The 24,530-nt window shown below is 62.1% G+C and carries 23 protein-coding genes and 1 tRNA gene; 20 read left to right on the top strand and 4 right to left on the bottom strand.

Going from position 1 to position 24,530, the window contains the following annotated elements; translation table 11 throughout:
* Positions 1-36: 36 nt before the first annotated feature.
* Together rpoH and NKH02_RS13310 are read right to left on the bottom strand one after the other, a co-directional pair.
* On the bottom strand, positions 37-948 hold the full coding sequence (gene rpoH / locus NKH02_RS13315) for an RNA polymerase sigma factor RpoH (protein ID WP_023757412.1): 912 nt from the start codon (positions 946-948) through the stop codon (positions 37-39).
* A 189-nt stretch (positions 949-1,137) separates the two neighbouring features.
* Complete coding sequence (locus tag NKH02_RS13310; protein ID WP_352879256.1) at positions 1,138-2,178, bottom strand: RluA family pseudouridine synthase; 1,041 nt, start codon at positions 2,176-2,178, stop codon at positions 1,138-1,140.
* 26 nt (positions 2,179-2,204) lie between these two features.
* On the opposite strand from NKH02_RS13310, the gene NKH02_RS13305 reads away from it, so the two are divergent.
* The 7 genes from NKH02_RS13305 (at position 2,205) to tolA (ending at position 6,130) form a co-directional block, all read left to right on the top strand.
* Positions 2,205-2,588, top strand: coding sequence for a fimbrial protein (locus NKH02_RS13305; RefSeq protein WP_352879255.1), 384 nt, complete (start codon positions 2,205-2,207; stop codon positions 2,586-2,588).
* Positions 2,589-2,618: 30 nt separating this feature from the next.
* Complete coding sequence (locus NKH02_RS13300; protein ID WP_352879253.1) at positions 2,619-3,026, top strand: VOC family protein; 408 nt, start codon at positions 2,619-2,621, stop codon at positions 3,024-3,026.
* Between the two features lie 90 nt (positions 3,027-3,116).
* Positions 3,117-3,191 (top strand) — tRNA-Glu (locus NKH02_RS13295).
* A gap of 209 nt (positions 3,192-3,400) precedes the next feature.
* Positions 3,401-3,577 (top strand): Flp family type IVb pilin, encoded by a 177-nt coding sequence (locus NKH02_RS13290; protein WP_352871918.1) that lies wholly within the window; start codon positions 3,401-3,403, stop codon positions 3,575-3,577.
* A gap of 404 nt (positions 3,578-3,981) precedes the next feature.
* A complete protein-coding gene (locus NKH02_RS13285; RefSeq protein ID WP_352871915.1) occupies positions 3,982-4,563 on the top strand; it encodes a VOC family protein in 582 nt (193 codons plus the stop codon).
* Positions 4,564-4,584: 21 nt separating this feature from the next.
* Complete coding sequence (locus NKH02_RS13280; protein ID WP_352879251.1) at positions 4,585-5,394, top strand: glutathione S-transferase family protein; 810 nt, start codon at positions 4,585-4,587, stop codon at positions 5,392-5,394.
* Positions 5,395-5,761: 367 nt separating this feature from the next.
* Positions 5,762-6,130, top strand: a complete 369-nt coding sequence (gene tolA / locus NKH02_RS13275) for a cell envelope integrity protein TolA (RefSeq protein ID WP_352879249.1) — start codon at positions 5,762-5,764, stop codon at positions 6,128-6,130.
* A gap of 53 nt (positions 6,131-6,183) precedes the next feature.
* Here tolA and NKH02_RS13270 read toward each other — a convergent pair whose 3' ends face one another.
* Positions 6,184-6,399: a hypothetical protein gene (locus tag NKH02_RS13270; protein ID WP_352871908.1), complete on the bottom strand. Its 216-nt coding sequence runs from the start codon at positions 6,397-6,399 to the stop codon at positions 6,184-6,186.
* An 11-nt stretch (positions 6,400-6,410) separates the two neighbouring features.
* On the opposite strand from NKH02_RS13270, the gene NKH02_RS13265 reads away from it, so the two are divergent.
* The 13 genes from NKH02_RS13265 (at position 6,411) to NKH02_RS13205 (ending at position 23,096) form a co-directional block, all read left to right on the top strand.
* Positions 6,411-6,704, top strand: a complete 294-nt coding sequence (locus NKH02_RS13265) for a hypothetical protein (RefSeq protein ID WP_352879247.1) — start codon at positions 6,411-6,413, stop codon at positions 6,702-6,704.
* A 24-nt stretch (positions 6,705-6,728) separates the two neighbouring features.
* Positions 6,729-6,965 (top strand): hypothetical protein, encoded by a 237-nt coding sequence (locus NKH02_RS13260; RefSeq protein ID WP_352871906.1) that lies wholly within the window; start codon positions 6,729-6,731, stop codon positions 6,963-6,965.
* Between the two features lie 63 nt (positions 6,966-7,028).
* Positions 7,029-7,214 carry a hypothetical protein gene (locus tag NKH02_RS13255; protein WP_352879245.1) on the top strand — a complete coding sequence of 62 codons (186 nt, stop codon included), beginning with the start codon at positions 7,029-7,031 and terminating at the stop codon, positions 7,212-7,214.
* A gap of 334 nt (positions 7,215-7,548) precedes the next feature.
* Complete coding sequence (locus NKH02_RS13250; protein ID WP_352879243.1) at positions 7,549-12,096, top strand: PAS domain-containing protein; 4,548 nt, start codon at positions 7,549-7,551, stop codon at positions 12,094-12,096.
* A gap of 512 nt (positions 12,097-12,608) precedes the next feature.
* On the top strand, positions 12,609-13,664 hold the full coding sequence (gene pstS / locus NKH02_RS13245; protein ID WP_352879241.1) for a phosphate ABC transporter substrate-binding protein PstS: 1,056 nt from the start codon (positions 12,609-12,611) through the stop codon (positions 13,662-13,664).
* A gap of 65 nt (positions 13,665-13,729) precedes the next feature.
* Complete coding sequence (gene pstC / locus NKH02_RS13240; protein ID WP_352871899.1) at positions 13,730-14,713, top strand: phosphate ABC transporter permease subunit PstC; 984 nt, start codon at positions 13,730-13,732, stop codon at positions 14,711-14,713.
* Positions 14,714-14,716: 3 nt separating this feature from the next.
* Positions 14,717-15,568: a phosphate ABC transporter permease PstA gene (gene pstA / locus NKH02_RS13235; RefSeq protein ID WP_352633396.1), complete on the top strand. Its 852-nt coding sequence runs from the start codon at positions 14,717-14,719 to the stop codon at positions 15,566-15,568.
* The gene (gene pstB, locus NKH02_RS13230) at positions 15,565-16,368 is read left to right on the top strand and encodes a phosphate ABC transporter ATP-binding protein PstB (RefSeq protein WP_352879239.1); all 804 of its coding nucleotides are present in this window, start codon (positions 15,565-15,567) and stop codon (positions 16,366-16,368) included. The genes pstA and pstB overlap by 4 nt, the downstream gene beginning before the upstream one ends.
* Before the next feature lie 25 nt (positions 16,369-16,393).
* A complete protein-coding gene (gene phoU, locus NKH02_RS13225) occupies positions 16,394-17,101 on the top strand; it encodes a phosphate signaling complex protein PhoU (RefSeq protein WP_023757396.1) in 708 nt (235 codons plus the stop codon).
* A 19-nt stretch (positions 17,102-17,120) separates the two neighbouring features.
* Positions 17,121-17,810 carry a phosphate regulon transcriptional regulator PhoB gene (gene phoB, locus NKH02_RS13220; RefSeq protein WP_010911896.1) on the top strand — a complete coding sequence of 230 codons (690 nt, stop codon included), beginning with the start codon at positions 17,121-17,123 and terminating at the stop codon, positions 17,808-17,810.
* Positions 17,811-18,547: 737 nt separating this feature from the next.
* Entirely contained in the window at positions 18,548-19,972 is a 1,425-nt protein-coding gene (gene eglC, locus NKH02_RS13215; protein ID WP_352879237.1) for an endo-1,3-1,4-beta-glycanase EglC, read from the top strand.
* A gap of 43 nt (positions 19,973-20,015) precedes the next feature.
* Positions 20,016-21,773, top strand: coding sequence for a type I secretion system permease/ATPase (locus tag NKH02_RS13210; RefSeq protein ID WP_352879235.1), 1,758 nt, complete (start codon positions 20,016-20,018; stop codon positions 21,771-21,773).
* A gap of 3 nt (positions 21,774-21,776) precedes the next feature.
* A complete protein-coding gene (locus NKH02_RS13205; protein WP_352879233.1) occupies positions 21,777-23,096 on the top strand; it encodes an HlyD family type I secretion periplasmic adaptor subunit in 1,320 nt (439 codons plus the stop codon).
* 138 nt (positions 23,097-23,234) lie between these two features.
* Here the strand turns inward: NKH02_RS13205 and NKH02_RS13200 are convergent, their stop codons facing one another.
* Positions 23,235-24,479 carry an ROK family protein gene (locus NKH02_RS13200; RefSeq protein WP_352879231.1) on the bottom strand — a complete coding sequence of 415 codons (1,245 nt, stop codon included), beginning with the start codon at positions 24,477-24,479 and terminating at the stop codon, positions 23,235-23,237.
* Positions 24,480-24,530: the final 51 nt, after the last annotated feature.

Below are 24,530 nucleotides of genomic sequence, written 5' to 3'. Positions count from 1 at the left end.
CCTGGCGCCGCCTTTTTGTTTCATTACCGATCCCGGCTACGCCGCCGGCTGCGCCTCGATCGTGCGCAGCGCCTGCGTCTGGCGCTTGGCGGCGGCCTTGACGGCATCCTGCACCTTCTCGAAGGCGCGCACCTCGATCTGGCGCACGCGCTCGCGGCTGATGTCGAACTCGGACGACAGCTCTTCCAGCGTCAGCGGCTCCTCGGCGAGGCGTCGGGCCTCGAAGATGCGCCGCTCGCGCTCGTTGAGCACGGCAAGGGCGCCCGACAGCATGCCGCGCCGGTTTTCCAGCTCGTCCTGCTCGATCAGCATCTCTTCCTGGCTTTCGTGGTCGTCGACCAGCCAGTCCTGCCATTCGCCGGACTCACCTTCGCTCGCCCGGATCGGGGCGTTGAGCGAGGCGTCGCCCGACAGGCGGCGGTTCATCGACACCACTTCGGCTTCGGAAACGTTCAGCCTGGTGGCGATCTCGGCGATCTGGTCGGGCTTCAAGTCGCCATCGTCGAGCGCCTGGATCTTGCCCTTCACCTTGCGCAGGTTGAAGAACAGGCGCTTCTGATTGGCGGTCGTGCCCATCTTGACCAGGCTCCACGAGCGCAGGATGTACTCCTGGATCGAGGCCTTGATCCACCACATGGCATAGGTCGCGAGGCGGAAGCCGCGCTCGGGTTCGAATTTCTTGACGGCCTGCATCAGGCCGACATTGCCTTCCGAGATCACTTCGCCGATCGGCAGGCCGTAGCCGCGATAGCCCATGGCGATCTTGGCGACGAGCCTGAGGTGGCTGGTGACCAGCTTGTGCGCAGCGGTGGTGTCTTCATGCTCGGCGTAACGCTTGGCGAGCATATACTCTTCCTGCGGCTGCAGCATGGGAAAGCGGCGGATTTCTTCCAGGTAGCGGCTGAGGCCGCCTTCGCCGGAAACGATACTGGGTAATGACTGGGCCATGATAGCGCCCCCTCTCTATTAGAGTGATGCCCCCGAAACGCGGCGGGCATGTGACGCGAGCACCAAACGGCTCGCTCGCGACGTCAGTTGTTATACAGGAACAAACCCAGAAAAGACAGGCATTTGTTCAACACGAAACAGTGTGTCACGTTGAAGTGAACAATGCTGCTCAAGTTTTCTGGACCAGGTTCAGAGCTTGCGGAAGCCGCTTACGAGTTCCTCCATATCCCTCGGTATAGGTGCTTCGAACCTCATCGTTAGATGGGTACTCGGGTGGCGAAATGCAAGGAGCCGGGCGTGCAAAGCTTGTCGAGGAAAAGCCTTGACCTGGCTTTTCAGCGGTTCGGGCAGCCGGTTGGCCTTGGTGCGGAAGGCCTGGCCATAGTCTGGGTCGCCGATCACGGGATGGCCGATATGCGCCATGTGGACGCGGATCTGGTGGGTTCGGCCGGTCTCCAGCCGGCACTCGACTAGGCTGGCGGTCGCGAATTCCTGCTGTGTCTCGCCGAAGCGCTCCTGCACGGCAAAGTGGGTAACGGCATGGCGGGCGTCGTCGCGTCCCTCCGGCACCACGGCACGGCGCACGCGATCGGCGGCGCGGCCGAGCGGCGCATCGACCTTTCCGGTCGGCCTCTGCGGTATGCCCCAGACCAGCGCCAGATAGGCTCGTTCGAGATCGCCGGTCAGGCCGTGATCGGCGAAGGCTTCGGACAGCGACTTGTGGGCGCGGTCGGTCTTGGCGACCACCATGACGCCGCTGGTCTCCTTGTCGAGGCGGTGCACGATGCCCGGCCGGCGCACGCCGCCGATGCCGGAAAGGCTGTCACCGCAGTGATGGATCAGCGCATTGACCAGCGTGCCGGTCCAATTGCCGGCGCCGGGATGCACGACAAGCCCCGCCGGCTTGTTGATGACGATCAGCTCGTCGTCCTCATAGAGGACATCAAGCGCGATGTTCTCGCCTTGCGGCTCGGCCGGCTCCGGCTCCGGCATGGCGACCGACACGCTTTCGCCTGGCGCCATCTTGCGCTTGGTCTCGTCGACCGGTTTGCCGTCGACGCTCACCGCGCCCTGCCTGATCAGCATCTGCACGCGGCTGCGCGACATGTCCGGGCCGAGGCTTGCCGCCAGCCACTGGTCGAGGCGCTGACCGGCCGCATCCGCGCCTGCTACCAGCACGGTCGGCGCGGCCTCTATCAATTCAGGGGCCTCTTCGCTATGAGCGCTCATTGAAAAACCGTTCCGGAATGTTTGCCATGGCCCGGCCCGCTGCCGACGAAGACGAAGAAAAGCCGCTCGACCCCGAGATCGACAAGGTGCGTGGCAAGCTCGTCCGCTTCATGGCCATCAATCTCGGCCTGCTTTTGCTGGCTCTTATGGTGGTGATCGCGGCGGTTGTCTACAAATCCCGCAAAGCATCTCCTGAGAACCCGCCGCTGGCTGGCGAGATCCAGACCCCCGCCGGCGAACCGGTTAGCGGCGATATCGTGCTGCCGGTCGGCACCAAGGTGGTCAGCCAGTCGCTGTCCGGAAATCGTGTTTCGATCGATGCCGAGCTTGCCGACGGCAGCCGCACGATCTTCGTCTACGACATCGCCGAGCGCCGCCTGATCGGGCGTTTTGCGATCCGCAACAAATGAGCGGGCAGTAACGATGCGCAAACCTCAGGCATGACCGGGTTCGCTGAACACCGCCGCGTCGCGACCGTCGCCCTGGTCGTCGCCAGCTATGACGAGGCGATCGACTGGTATGTCGATCGGCTGGGCTTTCTGCTCATCGAGGACGTCGATCTCGGCGGCGGCAAGCGCTGGGTCACGATGGCGCCAGCCAACGGGCAAGGCGCCAGGCTGCTGCTGGCCGAGGCTTCCGACGAGGCACAGAGCAAAAGCATCGGCAACCAGACCGGCGGCCGGGTCTTCCTGTTCCTCGAAACCGACGATTTTGCCCGCGACCACGCAGCGATGCTGGAGAAGGGCGTCGAATTCCGCGAAGCGCCGCGCTTCGAGCCCTACGGTACGGTTGCCGTTTTCGCCGACCTGCACGGCAATCTCTGGGACCTGATCGAGCCGAAACGATAGGCTGACGGCCGTCTTTTCCTCGAAGCGGTAAAGCGGCCGTACCCCAGTTGCTTTTTCCCAGCCGTCAGCCTATATCGCCGGTTCTTGAACGCGCCCATCGTCTAGCGGTCAGGACACCGCCCTCTCACGGCGGGAACAGGGGTTCGATTCCCCTTGGGCGTACCAAGAAATTTCAACAAATTCGCAGAATGCCATCGCGCCATCCCGGGCGCCCGCCTTGTGGCAGCAACCTTGAAGGCCGCGATGGCACCCGCGGCCCCAGCCTTCATTTCATTTCTCTGGCAAATATTAACTGACTCGCAACCGAGAACCTTAACCGCCCCGCAACTCGCGGCGGTATATTAGTGTTGCCTTTATTAGCCAAGGAGATTGAAATGCGGAAAATAATCTACCGTTTCGCTCGGGACGAGTCTGGCGCGACCGCGATCGAGTATGGCCTAATCGCGGCTCTTATCGCGCTGGCGATCATCACCGGCGCCGGCGCGGTTGGCAATTCGCTCAACGGCATGTTCACGAATATAGGCACTACGGTCAACAGCAGCGGGTCATAAGTCGGTATTCGGTTCGGCCCACCGGCCGGATTCGTCGACTTCGGCCTCCAAAAGCGTAGCGTGTACCTGCCAATATCCGGCACTGCACGCTACATGCCGTACTGGCGACGCCGCCTATAGCCGAGCAGACTGCGCGCTCCTGTTTCATCTTAGCCACGGCCATCTGCATCGCCTCCCCGAAGTCCTGTAGCGAGGCGTGCCGCGTATCTTCCTCGCCGCGCAAGTGCCTGACACAGCCAACCGATCTCGGCTTTACCCCCTTGCGTCGCCGCTTTCGTCGCTTCTGGCGCGACGGGGCCGATTGCATTAGCATCCCTTCATGGATTCCGAGGCTCAAGCGGCGCGTAGCGCGCGGGGTGCCGGGCAGATCCGGGCGGACAGTTGATGCCATGGGGAGAAGGCCAATGCAGAAACTGCAATCGCAGGGCGTCCATCACATCACGCTGGTCGGCGCCGGGCGCCAGACCTCGATCGATTTCTGGGAAGGCGTGCTCGGCATGCCGTTCATCTTCGAGCAGCCGAACCTCGACAAGGCGAGCGAAAGCCATCTCTATTTCGATCCGGGCGACGGCCGGCTGATCACCATCTTCACCGACGAGAGCCGCACGCCGGAGAAACGGCGCACGCCGACCGAACCGGGTTGCGTCCACCACATCGCTTTTTCGGTGTCGCGCGTCACCTTCCTGCAGGCGGTCGCACGGCTCGACGAGCGCGGCATCAAACACAGCGGCGTCAAGGATCGCGGCTTCATGGATTCGATCTATTTCGAGGATCCGCTCGGCCTGCTGATCGAACTGGCGTCCTACCGTTTCGAGCCGCCGGCGGGCTTCACACATGCGGACGTGCTGATGGAAGCGCACACGCTGCGTGTCGCGCGCGGCGACTACAACATCGCGGAAGTGCACCTCGCCGATGCGATCCAGGCGCTCGTCGAGCGTTCCCGCGCAACCTTGTCGGACGACCGGGCACCGAAGAACCCATACTGAACAGACCAGAGGGAGGAACACATGGCCAAGACAGCGACGAAGAGTGCGAAGAAATCCGCGGCCAAAGCAGCCGCCAAGCCCGCCACGAAGGCGACGGCAAAAGCCGCGCCTAGGGCCAGGGCGAAGCCGGCGAAGAGGCCTGGCGTGAAGCTCAGCATGCTGAAGCCCAGCGTCAACAACATGACGGTTCGGGTATTCGCGCGCGCGGCCGGGCTGGATGCCGCCGAGACCGATGCCTGGGGCCACACCCGCTCGCCGGAATTCATGGCGCGCAACCCCGCCCATTTGACGCCGATGATCGAGGACAAGGGCCTTCCCAGAGGCGTGTTGTGGGAAAGCTGCGCCATCATGCAATACCTCTCCAACAAGCACGGGCTGGAGAAATTCTATCCGAAGGCGCCGGCCAAGCGGGCGATGATCGACAGCGCCATGTTCTACCTGGTCGGTACGCTCTACCCCTATGTGGCGCGCGCCACCTATCCGTTCCTCGGTTTTCCGCAATATGCCGGCGAGGTCGGTCATAGCGACGCCCATCCAGACAAGAAGTCCGAAGCCCAGAAGGCGGCGATGGCCGCGATCGCCGAGCCGCTGGAGGTCTTCCACAGCTTCTTCAGGGACGGCAAGCCGTTCATCGGCGGCAAGAACCCGTCCATCGCCGACATCCGCCTGGCGGCGACGCTCGAATTCCTGGCCGTCATCGACTATGTCCTGCCCAAATGGGCGCAGGACTATGTGGCAGCGGTCGAGAAGAAGCTCGGCAAGGCGTATAGCGAGCCGGCCGGCGACGTGCGCGGCTACATCGCCTATGTGAAGTCGCAGGCCAAGGCCTGAGCTTAAGGACTCGTTAACCAAAGCCCTGTCTACTGCCGGTAATTCGCTTTCGGCCCGCGACCACGGATGTACTGGCGCAGAACGTCGTAGCGATAGGAAAGGTCGGCGCCATGCCGGCCTTTTTGCTTTTCGCGCGCCATCTCCTTGTTTGACGCAATTCCGAGACGGAAAACCGTTTCACACTTTTCCTGGAATTGCTCTATCGCCGGGCGTGATCGAGCAGCGATCGGGCCACGCAAGCCGCGTCCGGTGTCGCTTTTTTGGCGTCAACTTTGCCGGGAGATATTGTCATTGCCGGCGTCGGCCCTACCATCCATTTCGGCAGTCCGGCATGGATTGTCGGTCAGGCGTGAGATGAGGGCTGGCGATGAAAAGCGTTGCGAGGCGGGTCGCGGTTGCGGGCGTGATGCTGGCGAGCGCCGTTTATCCTTCGAATGCGGCTGAACTCAACACCATGAACGATGTCGGGGCCGCCATCCAGGCATGCTGGACGCCACCGGCGGACGCCGGAACCGCCAGCGTGACCTTGAGCTTCAGCTTCAGGCGGGACGGCACGCTGATCGGTGCACCGAGGCCGACGGCCATCAAGGTGGATGGCGATGCCAACGCAAAAAAATCGTTTGTCGAGGCAGCAACAACGGCCTTGCGGAAATGTCTGCCGCTGACCTTTTCGCCGAAGCTGGCGCAAGGCATCGCCGGCAACGTGTTCACGTTGCAGTTCGCCTCTCCGAAGTAAGCCCGCAAGCTGTGCAAGTCACTGTACCGCAGCCGTGCGCACGGCTCGCCGGCTCAGTGGTGGCCGCGCCTTGCCTCGGCATGCCGGGCAAGGTCGGGCGTCTCGAAGACATAGTCGTTCCAGGCCGATTCCGGCACCTGGCCGGCCAGATAGCATTCCAACAACAGGCTTTGCTCGGGGTTGAGAGGTCTAGGCGCGCGCTCGTGATCCAGTCCCAGTGAGTGAAACAGGTTTCTTGTCAGGTCCGAGACCGTGAAGTGGATCGACATCTGCGTTCTCCTTGGCCGCTGAACGCCGAAGACGGGGCAAAGGTTTCAAAGGCGCCCGGCGGCAACGGCGGATTATCACGGGTTCGTCGCGCCGCAGGCCTTCGACGATCGTTGCCGCCCTCCGCACGCTGAGCGACGCCAGCCTTGAAACTGACCAGATGGCCGCGCTCGACACGCGCAAGAGCTACACCGAGCTGCCGGCGGCCATCGGATACCGCGATGAATTTCAAGGCATGCGACTGTCAAAATCTATTGCAGCAAACCCTCTTGCGATCCGGAACAGAGAGGCGTTCACGGCGTTGTGATCGACATCAGCCAGGAGAAACGCCATGGCTACGTTCAGGGAAATGCGGGTGCTGGAGATCGTCGAAGACGACTCCCTGACCACCGAACAGAAAATCGCTGAACTGCGCGAGATCGAATCCGAGGCGCGCGGGCTGCAGCGGGCGGCCTCGGAGAGCCCGATGGACGACGATGACGGCTGGCAGGACGATTTGCGTCAGGTTCGTCTCGCACTCGACAAGCTCGGCGCGAAACAGCCGAAAAAAGGCGCAGCCTCGCTGTGAGGGCAGTTTTTGCCGATCGCTTCTCGTTTGACCGCGATCTAGTCGCAAACCATGCGAGCTCTCTTGCCTGGTTCGCTGACGTTCCTGCATACCAGCGGCTTCGCCGGGGCGGATAGAGAGGCTGACGCGGGCAGCCTCGTCTGGTGCCGTCTCGGCGCGGCATGCGTCATGACTTTGCTGTCGGAAAATCGCCTCGGCGGTTGTGGCGCCACCGGAAAGGCACTGTTCTCGACCTCGGAAGGCCCGTAGTCGACATTCGGGGGTGGCCGGTCCCAGAACCGCCGGACATCGAGCGGCCTCGGGATGACGACGGTGCCGTCATAACTGCGCGAGCAGCCGCTGCCCAAAAGCAGCGCCAGCCCCATGAAAAAAGGCACGATCCGTCCAGACATCAGCATTACCCCTGCCAGCGCTTATATAGCGGCTTCGGTCCCGCCGACAACCGGGCGGAACAACGCAGCTCGTGCCGGTCAATTTGTCCGACGAGTCCGTTATGGTTAGCGGATCGTTAATGCTTCTCGGGCACATTCCGCCGACGAACCGCGAAGGAGGGTTCGGCCTTGGTTTTCGGGGTGGGGACGGCATGGCGGAAGCGGACGAAACAATCGGCGCGCGCGGCAAGCGCGGGCCTCGCAAATCGACAATGCATGGCGACGATACATCATCGTCCGCCACAGGTAGGGGGTCGGTCCATGCGCTTCGCCAACTGGTCGAAGCCGGTGCGGACTGGGTCTGGGAGACCGACGCCGAACTGCGCTTCTCCTGGCTTTCGCAAAACTACCAGGCAGCCACCGGCATCGATCCGGCAAAAGTGCTTGGCCGGTTCCGCTTCGACTTCCTCAACCAGGTCCTGAACGGCGACCGCAGCGGTGCCGCGCATCTGGAGGATCTGCAGGCGCACCGGCCGTTTCGCGACTTCGTCTATGAACTGAAAGGTGGTAGCGCCGATTGCCGCCGGGTTTTGACATCGGGCTTTCCAAGGTTCGACGACGAGGGAAAATTCGCCGGTTATCGCGGTGTCGGCCGCAACATCACGGCACTGGCCGGCGCCTTCCAAACCCCGAGGCAGGAATCATCGGCGGTCGGCGAACCCGACCAGCATCTGGTCGATCTCGAGCGGACGATGGACGCCATGCACATGGGCGTCGTGCTTCTCGATGCCAGGTTCGACACGCTGATCGTCAACAAGGCCTATCGCGAGCTTTCCAGGATTCCGGACGGCACTGTCACCGTCGGCGCTCCGTTCAGCCTGTTGATGGAACTCAACCGCCGCAACGGCATCTATGGCGACATCGACGAACAGCAATGGCAGCGCTATCTCGCCACCCGCATCGAGGAAATTCGCGCCGGCTCCGTCGCGCCGCGCGAGTTTCTCCACGCCGACGGCAGGACCATGATGTTCTCGGTGACGGCGCTGTCCGGAGGCAAGCGGCTGTTGACCTACTATGAGGTCACCGAGATCAAGCATCGCGATGCCGAGATCGAGAACGCCAACGCCAAAATCGCCGAGACCTTCGCCAATCTCCGCATCATGGTCGACCAGATGCCGATCGGTGTCCTCGTCCTCGACGCCGATATGCGCGCCGAAGTCATCAACCGTGCCTTCTACGATTTCTGGCAGATCGACGCCCGGCGCGCCGAGATCGGCTGCAGCTTCCGCGATCTGATGGATGCCAGCCGCGACATCGACCCGTTTGGTTCCGACGACGCGACATGGCAGCGGCATATCGCCGAGCGCGAGGCGGAAATCAGGGCCGGCACCGCCGGATCGCGGCAGTTCCCGCGCAATGACGGCCGCACGCTGATATCGTCGATGGCGCCGCTGGCCGGCGGCAAGCGGCTGATCTCCTATGTCGACGTCACCGACATGAAGGACCGCGAGGCCGACCTTGCCGACGCGCTGGAGAAAGCGCGACTGGCGGAAGCGGTGATCAACGCGGTCAAGGATCCGATCTTCGTCAAGGACGACCATCTGCGCTTCGTCTTCGTCAACGAGGCGTTCGCCGCCTTGTTCGGCCAGACGCCGCAAGCCATGCTCGGCAAACCCGGCGGCGATTTCCTGCCGACGAACGCCGTCGCGCTTTTCGAGCAGAGCGAACGGGACGTGCTTGCCAGCGGACGCCCGTACGAAGTGGAAGAAAATTTCGAGGCCGATGGCGCCAGCCGTTCGCGCATCGTCAGGAAGAGCCGCGTCGGCATGCCCAGCGGCCGCAATTACGTTGCCGGTTTCCTGTTCGACATTTCCGACATGAAGCGCCGCGAGACCGAGGCGCAGGATGCGCGCAAGCATCTCGCCAGCGTGCTGGAATCCTTGCCGGCCGCCGTGATCATCTACGATCGCGACGACAGGTTCGTTTTCGCCAACCGCAAGATCCAGGACACGCTGCCGGCCTTGAAGCCGGCATGGCAGCCCGGCTGCACATTCCGCGAGGCGCTCGTCCTCGGCCATGCGAACGGCTATTTCCGCAACAGCGGCGATCCGCAAGTCGACCAGCTCTACGACAGCGACCATGATCGCTGGCTGGATGCGATCCTCGCCCGCTACCGCTTGCCCAATTCCTCCTACGAGCGTCACAACCCCGATGGCCGCTGGTATCAGGTCTATGACATGCGCACCGACGATGGCACCTTCATCGGTGTTCGTGTCGACATCTCCGAGATCAAGAGCCGCGAGGCGGCGTTGCGCGACTCGATGCGCCAGATCGATCTGTTCCGGCATGTGCTGGACGAATTGCCGGTCGCCGCCTTCATCAAGGCGCAGGACCTGAGCATCGAGTTCGTCAACAAGGCCTGGTGCGCGATCACGGGCTTGGGCAAGGAGGATGTCATCGGCCGCACCGACCGCCAGCTGTTCGGTGCGCAGGACGCCGATGGCTACAGCGATGACGATGCACAAGTCGTGGTGACCGGCGCCGTCAAGGAGGTCGAGGAACCCGTCACCCATCGCGACGGCACGGTTCGGCAATTGATGACGCGCAAGAGCCGCCTGGTGGCGCTGAACGGATCCGTGCATCTGGTCGGTTCGAGCACCGACATCACCGACGTCAAGGCGCGCGAGCGCGCGCTGGAAGAGAGCATGCGCGAGAACGAGGTGTTCCGCAGCCTGATCGACAACGTACCTGTGTCGATCTACGCCAAGCGCTCCGACCTCAGGCAGTTCTACGTCAACAAGGGCTGGAGCGATCTCACCGGCTTCGGCAAGGACGAGGTGATCGGCAAGACCGACATCGAGATCTTCGGGCCTGATGGCGAAGCCTTCGTCGACAGCGACCTTGCGGTACTGCGCACCGGTGAAACGCAAGAGGTCGAAGAGACCGTTACGGCGGCCGACGGCAGCGTCAGGCACCAATTCGCCCGCAAGGGCGCGATGATCGCATCCGACGGTTCGCTCTATTTGATCGGATCGACCACCGATATCACCGAGCTGAAGATGCGCGAGGCCGAACTGCGCGAGGCGCGGCAGCGCGCCATACTCGCCGACCGCGCCAAGTCGGAATTCCTCGCCAATATGAGCCACGAGATCCGTACGCCGATGAACGGCGTGCTTGGCATGGCCGAACTGCTGGCCAAATCGGATCTCGACCCGAAGCAGAAGACATTTACCGACATCATCGTGAAATCGGGCAACGCGCTGCTCACCATCATCAACGACATCCTGGATTTCTCCAAGATCGACGCCGGTCAGCTGGTGCTCGATCCGGCGCCCTTCAATCTTGCCGAGGCGATCGAGGATGTGGCGACGCTGGTGTCGACACGCGCCAAGGAAAAGGACCTCGAGCTCATCGTGCGCATCGAGCCCCGTCTCGAGAGCCTGTTCGTCGGCGATGTGGGCCGCATCAGGCAGATCGTCACCAACCTGCTCGGCAATGCGGTGAAATTCACCGATGAAGGCCATGTGCTGGTCGATGTCACCGGCGAGAGAGTTGCGACCGGAACAAAGCTCACCATCTCGGTCACCGATACGGGCATAGGTATCCCCGAGGAAAAACTGAAACTTGTGTTCGAGAAGTTCAGCCAGGTCGACACCTCATCGACGCGACGGCACGAGGGAACCGGCCTCGGCCTCGCCATCACCTCGCGACTCGTCGAGCTGATGGGCGGCGACATCGGTGTCGAGAGCGCCGAAGGCAAAGGCTCGACCTTCTGGTTCGCGGTGACGCTACCGAGGGCCGGAGAGCAGAACGGGCAACCCATCATGCCGATCGACGTGACCGGCGCGCGCGTGCTGATCGTCGACGACAATGCCGTCAACAGGGCCATCCTGACCGAACAGATGACATCGTGGACGTTCGATTCCTGCGCGGCCGAAAGCGGCGCCGAGGGCCTCAAGGTGCTGATCGCCGCCGCCGCCTATGGCGTGCCGGTCGATTGCGTCGTGCTCGACTACCAGATGCCTGAGATGAGCGGCGCCGAAATGGCGCGGATCGTGCGCAACACCGCCGGCCTTGCCGGCACACCGATCATCATGCTGACCTCGGTCGACCAGTCGCTCGCCAACACCAGCTATCACGATCTCGGCATCGATGCCCAGCTGATCAAGCCGGCGCGCTCATCGGTGCTGCTGGAAACGCTGGTCGCCACCATCCAGCGGCATCGCCACAACACGAGCGGCGGCGACGCCCTGCCGCTCGCAGGCACCGTCCCTGTAGCGCGGCCACAGCCGTCGGAGCAGCGGGCGCTGCTGCAGCCGCCTTCGATTCGCCCACGGCTACCCCCGATCGGTGGTGGCGACAGACTGGATATCCTGGTGGCCGAGGACAATGAGGTGAACCAGATGGTGTTCACCCAGATTCTCGGCGAGACCGGTTTTCGTTTCGAGATCGTCGGCAATGGCCGCAAGGCGCTCGACGCCTTCGGCCGGCTCAATCCGTGCATGATCCTGATGGATGTCTCGATGCCGGAGATGAACGGGCTGGAGGCAACCGCCGCCATTCGTCGGCTGGAGGAAGAAACCGGCACGCATGTGCCGATCGTCGGCGTCACCGCGCATGCGCTGAAAGGCGATCGCGAGCGCTGCCTGGAGGCCGGCATGGACGACTATCTGCCCAAGCCGATCAGCCCCAGGGCCCTGCTCGAGAAGGTCGAGCGCTGGATCGGCGCCAGCCGTCAGGCTCAGCGCAACGCCGGGTAAGGGGTTCTCGCCGCACCGGTTCGCGAGAAGCCAAGCAAAGATTCGCGACGCGTCCCGCGCGCAGCACTATGGCGCGATCGCACCATATCAAAACTGTGCCTGATCAAGACAATGGCCGTATTCGAATTCCGCTCTTCCCAGTTACGGGCGGGAGCAGCGACCGCCGGCATGAGACAGCGTCAACCTACCCCAACGGACCTGTTTTCGGCGATGGCCCGGCCACGACACCGTGGCCGAGAGCAACGCGCTCCCGTCCGGCTTTTCTTTATAAAGCCCTGCTGATCCCAAATCGCCGGCCAGCCTCGGGCCTAAACGTCGCAAGCCCCTGATTCCGGGGACAAAGCCGGGCTCCATCGGGAGTGCTGGCCAGGCCACAATTTGTTCGTCCCGATCATGCGTTACCGGGGTGACATCAAACTGTCATGCGACTGTAATAATCGAAGGCTATTGGCCTCAGCGGGCGCCGAGAGCAATGGCGCCGAGAGACCATCTTCCGAACAGGAGCAGGCCACATGAGACATTTCATCCGCTCGGCGGCCGTTGCGATCGCAATGGCTACGGCGTCCACTTTCACCCTTTCCGCGGCAATGGCAGCTGATCTTTCCGGCGCCGGCTCGACCTTCATCTATCCGGTGTTCGCCAAATGGGCCGACACCTACAAGAAAGACACCGGCGTCGGCCTCAATTACCAGTCGATCGGTTCGGGCGGCGGCATCAAGCAGGTCATCGCCAAGACCGTGACCTTCGGCGCCACCGATAAGCCGATGTCCGATGCCGACCTGGAAAAGAACGGCCTCGTGCAGTTCCCGATGGTGATGGGCGGCATCGTGCCGATCGTCAACCTGACCGGCATCAAGCCGGGCGAACTGGTTCTTGACGGCGCGACCCTGGCCCAGATCTACCTCGGCGCCATCACCACCTGGGATGATGCTGCGATCAAGGCGCTGAACCCGACCCTGACCCTGCCGTCCACCGCGATCGCCGTCGTGCATCGCTCGGACGGCTCGGGCACGACCTTCAACTTCACCAACTATCTGGTCAAGCTGTCGCCCGACTGGAAGGACAAGGTCGGTTCGGATACAGCCGTCGAATGGCCTACGGGCGTCGGCGCCAAGGGCAGCGAAGGCGTTGCCAATACCGTCAAGCAGACCGACGGCGGCATCGGCTACGTCGAGTATGCCTATGCCAAGCAGAACAGCCTTTCCTACTCCAAGCTGGTGAATGCCGCCGGCAAGGTCGTCGAGCCGTCGCTCGAATCCTTCGGTGCGGCTGCTTCGAATGCCGATTTCAAAGGCGCGAAGAACTTCAACGTCATCATCACCAACGAACCCGGCGACACCAGCTGGCCGATCGCTGCTTCGACCTGGGTGCTGATCCACAAGGTTCCCGACGATGCCGCCGCCACCGGCGAAGCGCTGAAGTTCTTTGCCTGGGCCTACAAGGACGGCAAGGAAACCGCCAAGGCGCTCGACTATGTCTCGATCCCCGACAGCGTCGTCGACCTGATCAAGACCTCCTGGAAGGCCGACATCCAGGCCGACGGGAAGCCCGTCTACGCAGGCGAGTAATAACATTTGAAGGAGCGCCGCGGCGCGGCGCTCCTTTTTCCTCAACTCAAAGAGCCGAGCTTCACATGAGCGCTGTCCAGGAAGCCTTGCCAGCCATTCGAGGTTCGCGCGACGCGATCGTCAGACGATTCGCGCTGACCGACGCAATCTTCCACGGGATGACCCGGGCCGCCGCCATATTGGTGCTGGTCCTGCTTGGCGGCGTCGCGATCTCGCTGTTTGCCGGATCCTGGCAAGCCCTGTCGACCTTCGGCTTCTCTTTCCTGACCAGCGAAAGCTGGAATCCGGTGACGGAGAAGTTCGGCGCGCTGGCACCGATCTACGGCACCATCATCACGTCGGCCATCGCCATCCTGATTGCCGTGCCGCTCGGCATCGGAATCGCCATCTTTCTCACCGAGCTTTGCCCACGCCCGTTGCGGCGGCCGATCGGCATGGCGGTGGAACTGCTGGCCGGCATCCCCTCGATCATTTACGGCATCTGGGGTCTGTTCGTGCTGGCGCCGTTCCTGCAGACGATCGTGCAGCCGTTCATCATCGGCGTGTTCCACGGCATTCCCGGCCTCGGCAGCCTGTTTGCCGGTCCGCCCTATGGCATCGGCCTGCTGACCTCGTCGCTGATCCTGGCCATCATGGTGCTGCCCTTCATCACCTCGATCACCAAGGACGTCTTCGACACGGTGCCGCCGGTGCTGAAGGAATCCGCCTACGGCATCGGCTGCACGACCTGGGAAGTGACCCGCCGCGTCGTCATTCCCTACACAAGGATCGGTATCATGGGCGGCGTCATGCTCGGCCTTGGCCGCGCGCTGGGCGAAACCATGGCGGTGACCTTCGTCATCGGCAACGCGCACCGCATCTCGACCTCGCTGTTCGCGCCGGCAACGACGATCTCCGCGACCATCGCCAATGAATTCACCGAAGCCGTCGGCGACCTCTACACGTCTTCGCTGGTGGCGCTCGGCCTGATCCTGTTCGTCATCACCTTCCTGATCCTTGCCATTGCCCGCTACATGCTGATGCGCATCGACGCCCGCACCGGAGCCTGACCGATGTCGACAGCCACATCGCTTCACCAGAGCCGCAAGAGGAAGAATGCCGTGATGATGACGCTGTGCGTCACCGCGGCGGGCATCGGACTTGCCTGGCTGGCGCTCATCCTCGGCGCGCTGGTCTACAAGGGCGCCGCCGGCCTGTCCCTTGACGTCTTCACGCAGATGACGCCGCCTCCCGGCGACGCCGGCGGCCTGCTCAACGCCATTTACGGCAGCGTGGTCATGACGATCATCGCCGTCATCGTCGGCACGCCAATCGGTGTGCTGGCCGGCACCTACATGGCCGAATACGGTCGCTTTTCCAAGCTGACCACCGTGGTGCGCTTCATCAACGACATCCTGCTGTCGGCGCCGTCGATCATCATCGGCCTGTTCGTCTACGAACTGATGGTGCGGCCGATGGGGCATTTCTCGGCAATCGCCGGTGCTGTCGCGCTCGCCATCCTCGTCATTCCGGTTGTGGTGCGCACCACCGAAGACATGCTCAATTTGGTGCCGAACGCCCTGCGCGAAGCCGGCACCGCGATCGGCGCGCCGCGCTGGGTGGTCATCAAGTCGGTCGCCTACCGCGCCGCGCTTTCCGGCATTGTCACTGGCATATTGCTGTCGATCGCCCGTATCTCCGGCGAGACTGCACCACTACTCTTCACGGCGCTGAACAACCAGTTCTGGTCGAGCAATCTCAACGCGCCGATGGCCAGCCTGCCTGTCACCATCTTCCAGTTCGCTCTCAGCCCTTACGAGGAATGGCAGCAACTGGCCTGGACCGGCGCACTTATCATCACATTGACGGTTCTCGCGCTCAGCATCGTTGCGCGCAGCCTGACCGGACGCAGAGAGGACAAATGAGCCAGATGTTGTCTCCAGACATGACGATCGCCGCCGAGGCCACCGCCAAGGCCAAGATCGAGGTCAAGAACCTCAACTTCTACTACGGCCAGTCGAAGGCGCTGAAGGACATCACGCTGTCCTTGCCGGAGCGCAGCGTCACCGCTTTCATAGGGCCTTCGGGCTGCGGGAAGTCGACGCTGCTGCGCGTCTTCAACCGCATCTATGAGCTTTATCCCAGGCAGACCGCCGAAGGTCAGGTGCTGCTCGACGGCCAGAACGTTCTTGACCGCTCGCAGGACCTCAACCTGCTGCGCACCAAGATCGGCATGGTGTTCCAGAAGCCGACGCCATTTCCGATGTCGATCTATGAAAACATCGCTTTCGGCATCAGGCTCTACGAGAAGCTGAGCAAGTCCGAGATGGACGGCCGCGTCGAGCAGGCGCTGAAGCGCGCGGCACTCTGGACCGAGGTCAAGGACAAGCTCGACGCCAGCGGCCTCAGCCTCTCAGGCGGCCAGCAGCAGCGGCTCTGCATCGCCCGTACCGTGGCGGTGAAGCCGGAAGTCATCCTGCTCGACGAGCCCGCCTCGGCGCTCGATCCGCTGTCAACCGCCAAGATCGAGGAGCTGATCGACGAGTTGCAAGCCGACTACACGATCGTCATCGTCACCCACAACATGCAGCAGGCGGCGCGCGTGTCGAAGCAGACGGCCTTCATGTATCTGGGCGAGCTGGTCGAGTTCGACCGCACCGAGAAGATCTTCACGTCGCCCCGCGAGAAGCGCACGCAGGACTACATCACCGGCCGCTTCGGCTGAGCTCAGGCATACGAGGAACAGGATCATGAGCGAACACACAGTCGCTTCTTTCGACGAGGATCTCGGTCAGATCAGCAAGCTGATCAGCGACATGGGCGATCTCGCCAGCTCGATGGTCGGCGGTGCGACCAAGGCGCTGTTGAATTCCGACAACGCCTTGGCACAGCGCGTCGTCTCCGACGACGCGATCATGGACGCGCGCCAGCGGGAGCTCGACGACCGCGCCATCACGCTGATCGCCAAGCGGCAGCCGATGGCCGACGATCTGCGCCATGTCGTCGGTTCGATCCGCATGGCCGGCGATCTCGAACGCATCGGCGACCTTGCCAAGAACATCGCCAAGCGCGTCGGCACTGTCGGCCTCAGCGTTACGCCGCGCGACCTTTCGCACTCGATCGATGGAATGGCACAACTGGTGCTGATCCAGGTGCAGGGCGTCATCGAGGAATATGCGGCGCGTGACGCCGCCGCGCTGGCGAAACTGCGTGCCGACGACGAACGCATCGACGTCAAATACACCTCCGTGTTCCGCGAACTTCTCACCTATATGATGGAAGACCCGCGCAACATCACCGCGTGCACGCATCTTTTGTTCTGCGCCAAGAATCTCGAGCGCATCGGCGACCACGTCACCAACATCGCGGAAAATGCCTATTATGTTTTGACCGGCACGCAGCTGCCGGCCAATCGTCCGAAGCAGGACGAGACGACAATGTCCGCGCCGGCGGCATGACGACAGGGGTGACCAGCCGATGATCGCGCCACGCATCATGGTGGTGGAGGACGAGGAGCCGCTAGGCGTGCTGCTCCGTTATAATCTGGAGTCCGAGGGCTATCAGGTCGAGGTGGTGACGCGCGGCGACGAGGCCGAGATCCGGCTGCAGGAGAACGTGCCTGACCTTCTGGTGCTCGACTGGATGGTGCCGGCGGTTTCCGGCATCGAACTCTGCCGACGCCTGCGAATGCGCCCCGAGACCGAGCGGCTGCCGATCATCATGCTGACCGCGCGCGGCGAGGAGAGCGACCGCGTGCGCGGCCTCTCGACCGGCGCCGACGACTATCTGGTCAAGCCTTTCTCGACGCCGGAGTTCATGGCCAGGGTCAAGGCGCTGCTGCGCCGTGCCAAGCCGGAAGTGCTGTCCAGCGTGCTGAAGGTCGGCGACATCGTGCTCGATCGAGAATCGCATCGGGTCTATCGCAAGAAGAGCGAGATCCGGCTCGGGCCGACCGAATTCCGCCTGCTCGAATTCATGATGCGCCATCCCGGCCGCGTGTTCTCGCGCAGCCAGCTGCTCGACAATGTCTGGGGTGAGACGATCTACATCGACGAACGCACGGTGGACGTGCATGTCGGCCGGCTGCGCAAGGCGGTCAACAACGGCCGCATGCCCGACGTCATCCGCACCATTCGAGGTGCAGGCTACGCGATCAGGGAAGATTAATTCCCATCCCATCCCGATAAATCGGAACCCAGGTTCAAACTCGGTCAGCAGGCGGTCGCCAACGGCCGCGAAGGGTGGAATGTTGCATTCGTCTCATCGGTGGAGAACGAGCATGTGGCGCCCAAATGCGGTCATCCCATCAGTTTTCGAATGACCGCATTTGGGCCAAGGCGACAGGCGGCTTCTGGCATCCAAAATGCGGTGGCGGACATTCAAGCAGGCGGGATTGAAATCTTTAACCGACCCTTCGCGCTCGTTGCCCGGTCGCAGCGAAACGTCCGCAGCGGAGTGAGCCATGCTGGAATTGATTGTGCGTGGCTAACTGGTCGGTCCCTTCACAACTCGATTGCTCTGCGATCTCTCAAACTGCTGTTGTGTCCGGCTGGCCGCGGGAAGAACGGTTCGCGATTAGTCGGTCATAATCGCCATTTTGCCCGTAAAACTCTGCCCTCCAAATCGTGCTCCTTCTAGCGAGGTTTGAACTAATGCATGTATCTATATCCGTCAAAGCACGCGACTTTCACATAAATATAGAATTTTATTAAAATTACATTTTTGACGGAGGACGGATTCCTTCTCTTTATTCAGTGTATGTGCGCCGAATGGTCAATATTATCTCGGATCGGATGACGATTCCCTGGAACTATTTCATCCGTTGCAACGTTGCTTGGGAAGCAGTCGCTGGGACTCGTATCGAATGATTTCACCAGGTCGAATACCATGAGGAAGGATTTCTGATGAGCACCGTCGTAAACGCCAAAGGCGTCCCTCTTCCCTACACCGGCGCTTCCACTCATTGGTTCTCGGCCACTGGGTCTGGACCGGAACTGCATGGCACCTCCGGCAACGACTCCTTCTGGGGAGACACCGGCGTCAAGGTCACGATCTACGGTGGCGCCGGCGACGACTACTATCACCTCTATTCCACCAACAATAAGGTGGTCGAGGATCCTGGGGCAGGAATCGACACGATCGACACATGGATGAGCTACAAGCTCCCCGACAATTTCGAGAACCTCGTCGTTACTGGCGCCAATCGATATGCGTTCGGAAATGCGTTGGACAACATCATCAAGGGCGGGTCGGGTCGTCAGACGCTGGATGGCGGCAAGGGCGACGATGTCCTGATCGGCGGAGACGGCGCCGACACTTTCGCCATCTCTAAAGGAAATGGAAGTGATCTTATCTTCGATTTCGGTGCGACCGATACGGTCCGCCTTAACGGCTATGACTTCACTTCGTTCGATGCCGTCCGTTCACAGATGGTTCAGGTGGAATCGAACGTGATGCTGAACCTCGGATCCGACGAGATCCTGGTGTTCAAGAATACGACCATCGACAAGTTGCAGCCCACCCAGTTCGAGCTGCCGATAGACAAGTCCGGAATGACGCTGTCCTTCTCCGACGAATTTAACACGCTGAGCCTTCGGAACGGACAGGACGGCACCTGGAATTCCAATTTCTGGTGGGGAGCGCCGAACGGCAGCACATTGAGCGGCAATGGCGAACTGCAATGGTATGTCGACGCCAATTATGGCCCGACGAGTTCCGTCCACCCGTTCAGCGTTGAAAACGGCGTCCTCACCATCACCGCGGCGCAGGCGCCGGAGGACATCAAGCCTCTGATCAACAATTATGAATACACCTCGGGGATCCTGACGACGCACGACACCTTCGCGCAAACCTATGGCTATTTCGAAATGCGGGCGGACCTGCCCGAAACAGCCGGAGCATGGCCGGCCTTCTGGCTGCTTCCGGAAGACGGATCGTGGCCGCCGGAGCTGGACGTTGTCGAAACGCGCGGCCAGGATCTGAACACGCTCTACATGACGGCGCATACCAATGAGACGGGAGCGCACACGAAGGTTTCGTCCACGGTGAATGTTGCGGACACCGACGGTTTCCACACCTATGGCCTGCTCTGGACGAAGGATGAGCTTGTCTGGACCTACGATGGTGTAAAGGTCGCCCAAGCGGCAACGCCGTCCGACATGCACGACCCCATGTACATATTGGCAAATCTCGCGGTGGGCGGCATTGCCGGCCAGCCTCCTGACCATCTGGCGACGCCGGCGGAGATGAAAATCGACTACATCCGCGCCTATACGCTGGACGACCTGCAGCACCACCCCTTGGACATCGCGCCCGACCATTCGGTCTAAGCGACGCCCTCACGTTGGGGCCATGAGCCGTTGGAGCGCGGGAATGATTGCACAGTCTGGCCTGCGGGCAGTCTTGAGGCGCGCCATCGTAGATGTCGGTGCTTTCTCGTTCCTCATCAACATCCTGCTATTGGTGATCCCCCTCTATCTCTTGCAGGTCTATGACCGCGTCCTGCTGTCCTCCAGCGTCGAGACGCTTTTCTACCTCTCTGCTATCGCGGTTCTCGCGCTCGCCTTTCTCGGTCTCCTCGATACGGTCCGCTCCGTTTACACACAGCGCGTTGCAGCCACGGTCGACAACAGATTGGGCGCGAGGACATTCGCCGTCTCGCTTGAGGCTAAGTACGCCGGCGGCGCAGCTCCGTCTCCACTGCGCGACCTTGCCTCGGTATGCGCCTTCATCAGGTCACGCGGCGCGGCGGTCTTGTTCGACCTGCCGTTCGCTCCGTTCTTCCTCGCCCTGCTGTACCTCATCCATCCTTTTCTGTTTTGGCTTACGCTGACAGGAGTTGCGATGTTGCTTGCGCTGGTCGTGGCAAATCAGCTTGCCGTCGGCAGGAACGACGCTTTGTCCGCGGAACGTTCGGCTGTCGCCAGCCTGTCGGAGCAGGCCTTTGCCCGCAACGCGGAGACGCTGCTCGCCATGGGCATGGTCCAAAACGCCACGCGCGTCTGGGGTAGGCACGTGGCGGAGGCGCTAATTCTTCATGACCGTTCGTCCATGGCCAACGCGATTTTCAGCGGAACGTCGCGAGCCGTACGCATGATGCTTCAGCTGGCGATACTGGGTGTCGGAGCATGGCTCGTGCTGCAAGGGAAGATGACGGCCGGGATGATCTTCGCGTCTTCCCTGGTGTCGTCCCGCGCGCTGCAGCCGCTCGACCAACTGATCGGTTCATGGCGCCAGATCGTCGACGCCAGACGATCGTGGAAGCGGTTGGACAAGGCGCTTTCCGCCCATCCGGCACAAACGCAAAAACTGACATTGCCGGATCCGTCGGGCGAAATCGTCGTGCAGGACCTGATCTTTGTCGCGCCGAACGCCACGCCCGGCACCGAACCCATCATCAAGAGACTGAACTTCCACATCGGCGCCGGCGAAGCGGTTGCGATAATAGGTCCAAGCGGAGCCGGCAAGTCCACCCTGGCAAGATTGCTTGTCGGTGCGATCCAAGCGACTAGCGGCTGCGTCAGGATCAACGGCGCCGACCTCAGAACCTGGAACGAGAAGCAGCTTGGCCGTCATATCGGATACCTCGCTCAGGAGGTGGAACTCTTTCCCGGATCGATCGCGGAAAATGTCGCCCGCTTTGAACCCGATGCAAGTGACACCTCGATCGTCGAAGCGGCAAAGAATGCCCAGGCGCATGAGCTGATATTGGAGCAGCGAGACGGCTATCAGACCAGAATAGGTCCGTCGGACAGAACACTGTCGGGCGGCGTACGCCAAAGGATCGGGCTGGCGCGCGCCTTCTACGGCAATCCGCGTATTCTGGTTCTGGACGAGCCCAGTACCCATCTCGATGGCAGCGGCGAAGCGGCGCTTGAAGGGGCGCTTGCCGCCGCGAAAGCGGCGGGCGTTACGACAATCCTGATAACGCACCGTCCCTCGATCGCCGCGGCCTGCGACCGCGTGATGCTTCTGCGCGGTGGAGTGATCGAAGCCTTCGGTCCAAGCGGCGACGTATTGCGGCGGTCGATTGCCGGTAACGGCCTTCCCCCACAGCGCGACACGGTGGTGACAGGGTCTTTTGCCACGACGATCCGCAGCACCCCTCATAGCGTCCGCTTTGGATCCTAGAAGATGGCAGCACAGAGTCTTGTCTGGGAAGGCAAAGCACGCACCGACATCCGGCGGGTGGCATTCGCCGGATACGCGGCAATAGCAATATTGGTGGGTTGCCTTGGCTATTGGGCGGTCAGTGCACCATTGTCCGGAGCGGTGATCACGCAAGGCACGATCTCGGCGACGGGCGGCAACATTCTCATTCAGCATCCCGAAGGCGGCATCATCCAGGAATTGCTGGTTCATGAAGGCGATCGCGTGCAACAGGCCCAGGATCTGATCATACTGGATCGAACAGCCGCGCAAGCCGAGCTCAACCGACTGGCGAGGCAGTCTGTCGCGCTCAAGGCCAGCGCCTCGCGGCTGAAGGCGGAGCGCGACGGATTGGACCGGCTTGCGCCAATCACGGAGGCTGCGCCACCACCGTTCCAGCACGATTTCGAGACTCTGGTTCAAGAACAGCAGAAGGAATTCAACGCCAGGCTCGCCCGGTTTCGATCGGAACAATCGATCCTCAGGCAACGGGTTGCCATGCATCGCCAGTCGGTCGTGGGATTGCAGGCCCAGAAACAGGCCATTCAGCAACAGGCCGAAGTCGTGAAGAAAGAACTCGGCATCAAGACCAGCCTGTTGGACAAAGGCCTCACCAATCGCACCGAATATTCGCAGCTTTTGCGCAGCGAGGCCGATCTCGTCGGGCAGGCAGGGGCGCTGGAGGCAAATCTCGCATCGGCCAACACCGAGATCGTCGAAGCCCAGGAGCAGATCGAGCGCCTGACCACGCAACGCGTGGAGGAAGCCCTGACGAGGCTCGACGAGGTGCGTTCTTCGCTGGCCGATATTGACGAACAGATGCGCGCATCCGAGGCAGTGCTGCGGCGGACGACGATCAAGGCACCGGCAGCGGGCATCGTGGTGTCGTCCACCTACAATGCCAAGGGCAGCGTGATTGCCCCAGGCGAAAAGATCATGGAGATCCTGCCTACGGCATCGGGCCTGATAGTCGATGCACGGCTGCCGCCGAAAGACATCGATCAGGTTCGTATCGGCCAGCCGGCAAAATTGCGATTGTCCGCGTTGAACATGCGGCTCACCCCTGAGATTTCAGCCATCGTGACCCAAGTTTCCGCGGACCGGCTCATCGACGAGGCTACGCATGAACCCTATTTCCGCGCCAAGCTGAAGATTGCCGCCGACCTGCCGCCCGGCGTGAAAGCGGAGCAGCTTTACCCCGGAATGTCGGTAGAGGCGTTCATCAGAACTGGCGACCGGACTTTCTTCGAGTATCTCGCACGGCCGATGCTTGATTCCTTCGCTCGCGCTTTCACCGAGCGGTAGATGTTACGGGCCGCGCAATCTCCTCAGGCACGGTCAATGACCACCAGGGCTGGGTATGAAAGTTCAACCGAGGGCGTGCGAACTTCCGCTCAGGGTCGAACTCGGTCGTTTAGAATGATTGGTTTTTGACCCTGGTCCTCACGCAACGCTCTTTCCGACGCTCCCTCTCGCCTGCGCGCCGGGTGCAAAAATCTCCTGGTCGACAAAGGTCAGCGCGCGCATCGCGCAGCCTTCGCGGATCAGCGGCAGTTCGTTCGGCTCGGTGTCGAAGGAGATCGATTCCGAGTGCTGGCCGCCGGCGGTCTGGGCAATGGCCTGCCGCAATGCAGGCTCGATCAAGTCGAAGGCGGCGGCACTGACGCCGACCATGGCAACGGGCGCCGGATCGATCAGCGCGAACAAGCTGCCGAGACCGTAGCCGAGCGCTTCACCGGCCTTGCGATAGGCCTCGCGCTCGGGCCCATCCCTTTCGCGTGCCGCGGTCGCCAGGGCCCGCATGTCGGCGTCGCTGACATCGGCGACTGGTTCCGCGTCTTCGCCCATCTGCCTTGCATTGCGCCAGATGGCGTAGTTGCCGGCATAGGCCTCGACGCAGCCGCGCCGCCCGCAGCGACACAGCGCACCGTTTGGCTGATGGATCATGTGGCCGAACTCGCCGCCCGAGGAATGGGTGCCGGTAAACAGCTCGCCTTTCAGCACCAGGCCCATGCCGATGCCGTGCGACAGCAGGATGGCGATGAAATCGTCGCGGTAGCGATCGGGATCGCGCCAGCGCAGCGCGATCGCCATCATGTTGCAGTCGTTCTCCATGGTGGCGGGGATGCCGAACTCGGCTTCGAGTATGTCGGCGAAGGCGATGTCGGTGTGCGGGGTGATCGGCGACCACAGCATTGCGCGGGAACGGGTGTCGGTGATGCCCTGGATCGCCAACGCGATGCGGGCGACGCTGCGCACGTCGAGATCCGGGTCTTCGAAGCGGCGCCGCACGATTGCCGTGCATTCGCCGATCAGCGCGTCGCGCGGCATTGTCAGCGTGTCCAGCCGGCGCTGTTCCTCCGATATCACCTGGCCGGCGTAGTCGATGACGGCGACGGAGAGAAAATTCAGCGACAGCACCACGGTCATCACCGTCGCGGCTTCCGGATTGAGGCTGAGGCCGACCTGCGGCCGGCCGCGTTTGAGCGAAGCGGCCTCGCTTGGCTTGCTTTCGGCCAGGATGCCTTCGCCGATCAGGTCGGAGGAGATCGCCGATATGGTCGAGTGGCTTAGGCCCGTGGTCGCGGCGATCTCGGTACGTGACGGCTGTCCGGCTCGGCGTACGGCGGCGATCACCATCGCCCGGTTGCGCCGGCGCAAATCGTCGTGGCGGATTCCGACCGACATGTCCTCTTCAAGTCCTCCCGGTCGCCGCGGTTCTCCGTACCCCTCGAACGC

Source organism: Mesorhizobium sp. M1396 (assembly GCF_040317725.1).
Lineage (GTDB): Bacteria > Pseudomonadota > Alphaproteobacteria > Rhizobiales > Rhizobiaceae > Mesorhizobium.
This window is presented reverse-complemented; position numbering and strand designations above follow the sequence as displayed.

Bases quoted from the DNA above. Each gene is read 5' to 3' on its own strand.
- pstA (WP_352633396.1), top strand. From the start codon at position 14,717: ATGTCGACAGCCACATCGCTTCACCAGAGCCGCAAGAGGAAGAATGCC.
- NKH02_RS13285 (WP_352871915.1), top strand. From the start codon at position 3,982: ATGCAGAAACTGCAATCGCAGGGCGTCCATCACATCACGCTGGTCGGC.
- pstS (WP_352879241.1), top strand. From the start codon at position 12,609: ATGAGACATTTCATCCGCTCGGCGGCCGTTGCGATCGCAATGGCTACG.
- NKH02_RS13305 (WP_352879255.1), top strand. From the start codon at position 2,205: ATGGCCCGGCCCGCTGCCGACGAAGACGAAGAAAAGCCGCTCGACCCC.
- NKH02_RS13250 (WP_352879243.1), top strand. From the start codon at position 7,549: ATGGCGGAAGCGGACGAAACAATCGGCGCGCGCGGCAAGCGCGGGCCT.
- NKH02_RS13205 (WP_352879233.1), top strand. From the start codon at position 21,777: ATGGCAGCACAGAGTCTTGTCTGGGAAGGCAAAGCACGCACCGACATC.
- NKH02_RS13280 (WP_352879251.1), top strand. From the start codon at position 4,585: ATGGCCAAGACAGCGACGAAGAGTGCGAAGAAATCCGCGGCCAAAGCA.
- NKH02_RS13310 (WP_352879256.1), bottom strand. From the start codon at position 2,178: ATGAGCGCTCATAGCGAAGAGGCCCCTGAATTGATAGAGGCCGCGCCG.
- NKH02_RS13290 (WP_352871918.1), top strand. From the start codon at position 3,401: ATGCGGAAAATAATCTACCGTTTCGCTCGGGACGAGTCTGGCGCGACC.
- NKH02_RS13200 (WP_352879231.1), bottom strand. From the start codon at position 24,479: ATGTCGGTCGGAATCCGCCACGACGATTTGCGCCGGCGCAACCGGGCG.
- pstC (WP_352871899.1), top strand. From the start codon at position 13,730: ATGAGCGCTGTCCAGGAAGCCTTGCCAGCCATTCGAGGTTCGCGCGAC.
- NKH02_RS13300 (WP_352879253.1), top strand. From the start codon at position 2,619: ATGACCGGGTTCGCTGAACACCGCCGCGTCGCGACCGTCGCCCTGGTC.
- pstB (WP_352879239.1), top strand. From the start codon at position 15,565: ATGAGCCAGATGTTGTCTCCAGACATGACGATCGCCGCCGAGGCCACC.
- NKH02_RS13270 (WP_352871908.1), bottom strand. From the start codon at position 6,399: ATGTCGATCCACTTCACGGTCTCGGACCTGACAAGAAACCTGTTTCAC.
- rpoH (WP_023757412.1), bottom strand. From the start codon at position 948: ATGGCCCAGTCATTACCCAGTATCGTTTCCGGCGAAGGCGGCCTCAGC.
- NKH02_RS13260 (WP_352871906.1), top strand. From the start codon at position 6,729: ATGGCTACGTTCAGGGAAATGCGGGTGCTGGAGATCGTCGAAGACGAC.
- phoU (WP_023757396.1), top strand. From the start codon at position 16,394: ATGAGCGAACACACAGTCGCTTCTTTCGACGAGGATCTCGGTCAGATC.
- phoB (WP_010911896.1), top strand. From the start codon at position 17,121: ATGATCGCGCCACGCATCATGGTGGTGGAGGACGAGGAGCCGCTAGGC.
- NKH02_RS13210 (WP_352879235.1), top strand. From the start codon at position 20,016: ATGATTGCACAGTCTGGCCTGCGGGCAGTCTTGAGGCGCGCCATCGTA.
- tolA (WP_352879249.1), top strand. From the start codon at position 5,762: ATGAAAAGCGTTGCGAGGCGGGTCGCGGTTGCGGGCGTGATGCTGGCG.
- eglC (WP_352879237.1), top strand. From the start codon at position 18,548: ATGAGCACCGTCGTAAACGCCAAAGGCGTCCCTCTTCCCTACACCGGC.